Genomic DNA, 5,063 nt, shown 5'->3' with positions numbered 1-5,063 from the left:
AGTGTTACCTCAATGTAATACTATTATACAACAAACAGAGATATATTTGCTATGAAATTCCTTATGAATAAACAATCCACCCCTACTTTTTTACTGCGAAAGTTGAGTTCATTTTCAGATAGAAAACAGTATAATGTTTTGCTGAACCCACCCCATCTGGTCACACCTGCACCAAATTTTGTCAAAAAACTCAGCAGCTGTATAAAAGGTTTTTTGCGGTATATGCTTGCGTTGAGTATTTTATTTACCACTCCTAACAGACTTGAAATAATAAATTATTTATGCCCAAGTCCTTTGGTTCCGAATTTGTGTTATAGTAGATTTCTATTGGATTAAATACAAAACACACGACATTTTTACGGGGTCAAGGGGACTGGTCCCCTTGCAGGGGGTTCTAAAGGGGGGCGGAGCCGCCCCTTTTTTTCTTGTATCGCACGCAATCGAAACGTGCTATAATAATCATGCCGCCACACGTCCATGTCTCAGTACGACCTCAAACATGGCCCCACCCTTGATGTTCCTTGCCCCGATCCTGCCATTGAGATGCGTCTCTGTGATTATCCGCGACAGGTACAGCCCCTGCCCCACACCCTTGCCCTGCTCCCTGGTCGTAAAGTACGGCTCAAATATCTTGTCCATTATGTCTTCTCTGATGCCACCGCCGTTATCACTGACGGTTATCTTTATAACGTCTTCCATATGATAAAAATCCACAAATATGATACCATTGCTGTCCTTGTCAAGTAACCCCAGTTGTCTCTGGTGCAGGATGGCATCTTTTGAGTTGCTCAGTATGGTTAGCATGACGTACTGGAAGTGTTGTTTGTACGTATCGAACATCAGATAACCACAACCGGCTACCTCTGATACATTTGTAACGGTCTTGTTGTGTGCGTGGCACGTGATCGTAAAATCTATGAGATTGCCGTTGAGTATTGGATAGAGCAGGGTTAAGACCTCTGCCGTGGCCACCTCTAAGTCAACGAGTTCCTTTTCCTCTTTGGGTCTGTAGAAGTTCATGAAGTCGTTTATGGTTTCCGACATGCCCTTTAATTCCTGCATAGCCTCTGCCACGGCATTGTTTATGTAGGCAGCATCCAGCTCACCGTGCTCATGGGCCTCCTGTATGTCCTGTATGATTAATCCAACGGTATGCAGGGGCTGTCTCCAGTGGTGGGAGATGTTTACGAGCAGTTGTCCCATTCTGGCCAGCTTTGCCTGATATATCAATACCTGCTCTTGCTCTCTGCGCCTGGCCACCTCTGACTTAATCGTCTCTTCCAACGGGGCGGCTATGCTCCTTGTTATTGCCACGGATATTGCGCTGCCCAGGATAACCGCCAACAATCCCCACAGACTGATAATTACCTTTGCCTGCCGGTACATATTAGCGGCATAAGTGTCGGCGTCTTTGACGTGTTCCTTTTCTGCCTCAACAAGGGCGTTAAGATCAGCCAGCCACTTCCATTGGACGGAGCGCACTTCGGTGACAAGCAAATCGGTCGCTTCTTTCCTTTTGCCCGATAACGATAGCTCAACGACATTATCCCACAGCGCAAGGGTGATCGCATCCTCCTCCTGGAGCCTCTTAAGCAGGGCGTTTGACTTGTCATCATGGAGGTCTGCCATCAACTCATTCCTTTTTTCCATATATTGCCCCCTGGCCTCTGACAAACGCTTAAGCTCTGAGTATTTCCCGGCAGGATCATCCAAAAGCAGGACGTTTCGCACAAGCACGGCACTATGACGCACAAAGTACCGCATATCCTGAGCAATCCCCAACCGCACGTTGTGCAGCCTCACGATCTTGTCAATGGAGACCTCCATGTCGCTCAGGTACGAAACCGATATCCCTACCAACGCAGCGATGATGCCCAAAAACAAGAAAAAACCTGCCACTAAACGTATGATTATCCTTGAATATCCGTTGTTCATGAAATCCCCGTTCTTGTAATTATGTCTTATGTGTAGCAAAAAAACTGAACATATTAACCTGTCTTATAATAATTGAGGAAACACGTAGACTAATGCTTCAAATATACTCCCTCCTAATCAATCCCAGGTATCTTCTTCAAATATCTCACTAACGCCAACCTCAAGCCCCTCAATGGCCTTTGACCTCACGACTCCCTCGTCAATGGCCGATGAGTACAGTTCATACTCGCCATCTTTAATGGTATATATCTCAAGCGTACCATACTCGGGGTAGACCAGCCAATATTCGGGTACTCTATAGCGTTGATATATCTTCTTTTTTTTATCGGTATCCATATGCAAGGTGTTCTTAGATACCACCTCGCAAACCATATCAGGGACTCCACGTATCCAGTCTTGTAGTATATGCTTATTGTTTTTATGTATAAATATCAGATCAGGTTGAAGCCTGTTTAAGCCATCCTCTAAAATAACATCAAGTGGTGAGATAAAGACCTTTCCGATTTTTTTGTTTCGGATGTATGTGTTGATAATAGTGCTAAGTTTAAAAACAATCCCCTGATGCTTACTTAACGGACTAGGCGACACAAACTCCTCCCCATTAATTATCTGTGTTAAATCAAATGTCCTTAAATCTTCTGATTCTAATGTTTGCATAAACCCTTCAACGTATCCTTCCCTTTATTGTTATACGCTATCATAGCGCAACGGTATTTGTCAATGGCGCAATTAGTTTTTTCTAACAGCAAGAATGTTTTGTCCGTGATAAGGAGCTAGCTTTTTAGATTGACACCCACTGGTACAATGGTTTAGAATTGATTATCAAGAGACGGTAAATCTCTTGGGGATATTGCCGGATATGTACATAGACCTTGTGCATCACATAAACAGCTTTTTGGCTGCCTTTATCCTGCTGACGGCATTTGGTATGCTGGTGCAAAGGAGGATGTCGGGGCTTATCTTTCTGTTTACGTGGCAGGGGTTGTTTCTTGCCGTAAACACTGCCCTGGTGGGTTTTGTGGTCAACCGTCACCACCTCTACATCTCATCAGCCCTAACGCTGGTACTGAAGGTGCTCCTGCTGCCGTATATACTGCACACCCTCGTCAGACGATTAAAGATACACAAGGAGGTCGAAACCATCCTTAACGTCCCAACGATCATGTTCATTGGCATTGCCCTGGTCATATTCTCCTACCACCTGGTCTCCCCCATCAGGGAACTCTCAACCCTTGTGACACGCTCTACCCTGGCGGTTGCACTGGCCACCGTTATGTTGGGACTCCTGATGATGATCATCAGGAAAAACGCCGTCACCCAAATCATAGGTTTCCTCGCAATGGAAAACGGACTCTTCTTTGCGGCCACAAACGCCACCTACGGGATGCCGTTGCTGGTAGAGCTTGGGGTGGCCCTGGATATACTCATTGCCGCATTTATCTTTGGCGTGTTCTTCTTCCACATACACTCCAATTTCGACTCCCTCGACGTCGAACAACTGGCAAGACTCAAGGAGGTGGACTAGGCGGTGTCTCTTGTGGTGCTGCTGTGCCTGCCGCTGTTTGCTGCCGGTGTCCTGGCTGTTGTCAGAGAGCGGCGATTGGCTGCCGAAATAAACGTTGCCGCCTCTGTTGTAACGTTTCTGGCAGGGATGTGGCTGGCCTGGGATGTCCATGTTAAAGGCCCTGTGCTTGTGGCCGATGAACTCCTTTTTGCCGACGCCTTCAGTGTATACCTGGAGCTTATCACCACCTTTGTCGGGATGACTACTTCCGTCTTCAGCCGAAGATACATGACCGTGGAACAACAGCATGGCGCCCTGGGGCCACAACGCATGAGGTACTATCACACGTTGTTTCAGTTGTTCATTGCCACGATGCTTGTGGCACTGCTGACAAACAGCGTCGGCATACTGTGGATAGCGATGGAGATGGCCACGTTGTCCACGGTCCTTTTGGTATCGCTGTACCGCACGCCATCCTCCATTGAGGCGGCATGGAAGTACTTCATACTCTGTGGCGTGGGGATTGCCCAGGCACTCTTTGGGACGATCTTGCTCTACCTTGCGGCAGAAAAGGTGCTCGGTGAGGGCGGTGAGGCCCTCCTGTGGACAAACCTCAACAGCGTAGGACGCATGATGGAGCCCAACATACTGTCGATGGCATTTGTGTTCCTCATGGTTGGATACGGCACCAAGATGGGGCTTGTCCCCGTCCACCACTGGCTCCCCGACGCCAACAGCGAAGGGCCCCCACCGATAGCCCTGTTGTCGGGGCTGCTCTTAAACGTTGCCCTCTATGCCCTGGTCAGGTGCAAGGTGCTGGTGGATGCCTCGTTGGGGACGCACCATGCCGGCAATATCATGATGGGTTTTGGGTTGCTGTCGGTTATCGTTGCCGCCTTTTCCATCCTGCGGCAGAAGGACTTAAAGCGCATGTTTGCCTACTCTTCCATCGAACACATGGGCATTGCGACGTTTGCCTTTGGCCTTGGCGGGGCCACTGCTACTTTTGGGGCGTTGCTTCACATGCTTGTGCATAGCCTGACAAAGTCCACCCTGTTCTTCACCGGCGGTCATGCCATACAGATGCACAGAAGCCAGGAGATGAGCAGGATCAGGGGGCTTATCAGGGGCAATCCGGTTGTTGGCTGGGGGCTGATGTTCGGGGTCATGGCCATTGTGGGGATGCCCCCATTTGGCGTCTTTATCAGTGAATTTCTGATTCTCACCGCAACGGTCAAGAGTGCCCCGTATCTGGTCCCGGTGCTTGTTGTTGGGCTGGCGGTGGCCGCTTCGGCGCTCTTTAGACGCGTTCAGTCGATGGTCATGGCCGAGGTGCCCTCATATCAGCACCCCGTGCAGGTGGCCTACGTACCGATCGTGTTGCACGCTGCGTTGGTGTTGATGATCGGCCTCTACATTCCACCCTTCTTTGATCAGTGGCTGAAAAACGTTGCAGAGTATCTGAAGTGAGACTCAGTGTGGAAAATTATAAGTAAGCAAGAGAGCATAAACATGTATACTGATCGGATTCGAGTTTTTTCGGGTATCAAAATTGCCTGAATAGAAGAAAGAAAGGGGCGGCTCCGCCCCCCTTCAGAACCCCCTGCAAGGGGGCCAGCCCCCT

General features: G+C 48.7%; 4 protein-coding genes. 2 read left to right on the top strand and 2 right to left on the bottom strand.

Going from position 1 to position 5,063, the window contains the following annotated elements; all coding sequences use genetic code 11:
• Positions 1 to 459: 459 nt before the first annotated feature.
• Positions 460 to 1,935 carry an ATP-binding protein gene (locus HWQ67_RS12525; RefSeq protein ID WP_218253028.1) on the bottom strand — a complete coding sequence of 492 codons (1,476 nt, stop codon included), beginning with the start codon at positions 1,933 to 1,935 and terminating at the stop codon, positions 460 to 462.
• 117 nt (positions 1,936 to 2,052) lie between these two features.
• A complete protein-coding gene (locus HWQ67_RS12520; protein ID WP_218253027.1) occupies positions 2,053 to 2,592 on the bottom strand; it encodes a Uma2 family endonuclease in 540 nt (179 codons plus the stop codon).
• Positions 2,593 to 2,794: 202 nt separating this feature from the next.
• Here HWQ67_RS12520 and HWQ67_RS12515 point away from each other — a divergent pair, with 202 nt between their 5' ends.
• Positions 2,795 to 3,460 (top strand): formate hydrogenlyase, encoded by a 666-nt coding sequence (locus tag HWQ67_RS12515; RefSeq protein WP_218253026.1) that lies wholly within the window; start codon positions 2,795 to 2,797, stop codon positions 3,458 to 3,460.
• Positions 3,461 to 3,463: 3 nt separating this feature from the next.
• Positions 3,464 to 4,909, top strand: coding sequence for a hydrogenase 4 subunit F (locus HWQ67_RS12510; protein WP_218253025.1), 1,446 nt, complete (start codon positions 3,464 to 3,466; stop codon positions 4,907 to 4,909).
• The last annotated feature ends 154 nt before the right edge of the window (positions 4,910 to 5,063 follow it).

Origin of the sequence: Candidatus Magnetobacterium casense, assembly GCF_019173545.1 — a bacterium.
Taxonomy (GTDB): domain Bacteria; phylum Nitrospirota; class Thermodesulfovibrionia; order Thermodesulfovibrionales; family Magnetobacteriaceae; genus Magnetobacterium; species Magnetobacterium cryptolimnobacter.
Note: the sequence above shows the minus strand (reverse complement) of the source record. Positions and strands in the feature narration are given on the sequence as shown.